The organism is Mangrovimonas futianensis (genome assembly GCF_021245805.1).
In the GTDB taxonomy this organism is placed as follows: Bacteria; Bacteroidota; Bacteroidia; order Flavobacteriales; family Flavobacteriaceae; genus Mangrovimonas; species Mangrovimonas futianensis.
Genome location: NZ_JAJJNF010000043.1, coordinates 1 through 342 on the forward strand (window position 1 = coordinate 1; position 342 = coordinate 342).

Sequence of the window (342 nt, forward strand, 5' to 3'; positions counted from 1 at the left end):
GGTGGTACTTGGCACGGATTCCAGCTACATGCCAACGGTAGCCGGCACCTATACGGTGGTGGTGACCGATGTGGACAACGGCTGCAGCAGCGCCATGAGTGCCGAGGTGATCCTGAGCTCTCCACCGGTGGTACAGGCCACGGTAACTACCCAGGCCTTTGCAGACAACCATGTGGTAACGGTAACGGCCACGGGAGCAACCGATGCGGTGTTTGAGTTCAGCATTGACAATGGTCCATGGGTGAGCAACGAGCCCAATGACGGCAGTTATGTGTTTGAGAACCTGTCCTTCGGGGAACACCTGGTACAGGTAAGGGATATCAACGGTTGCGGTATCGGCAG

1 pseudogene is annotated in these 342 nt (G+C 57.0%); it reads left to right on the forward strand.

The features are described 5' to 3' along the window. Window positions 1–127 precede the first annotated feature (127 nt). Window positions 128–342: pseudogene (locus LOK78_RS16455) on the forward strand (T9SS type B sorting domain-containing protein); the annotation flags it as partial.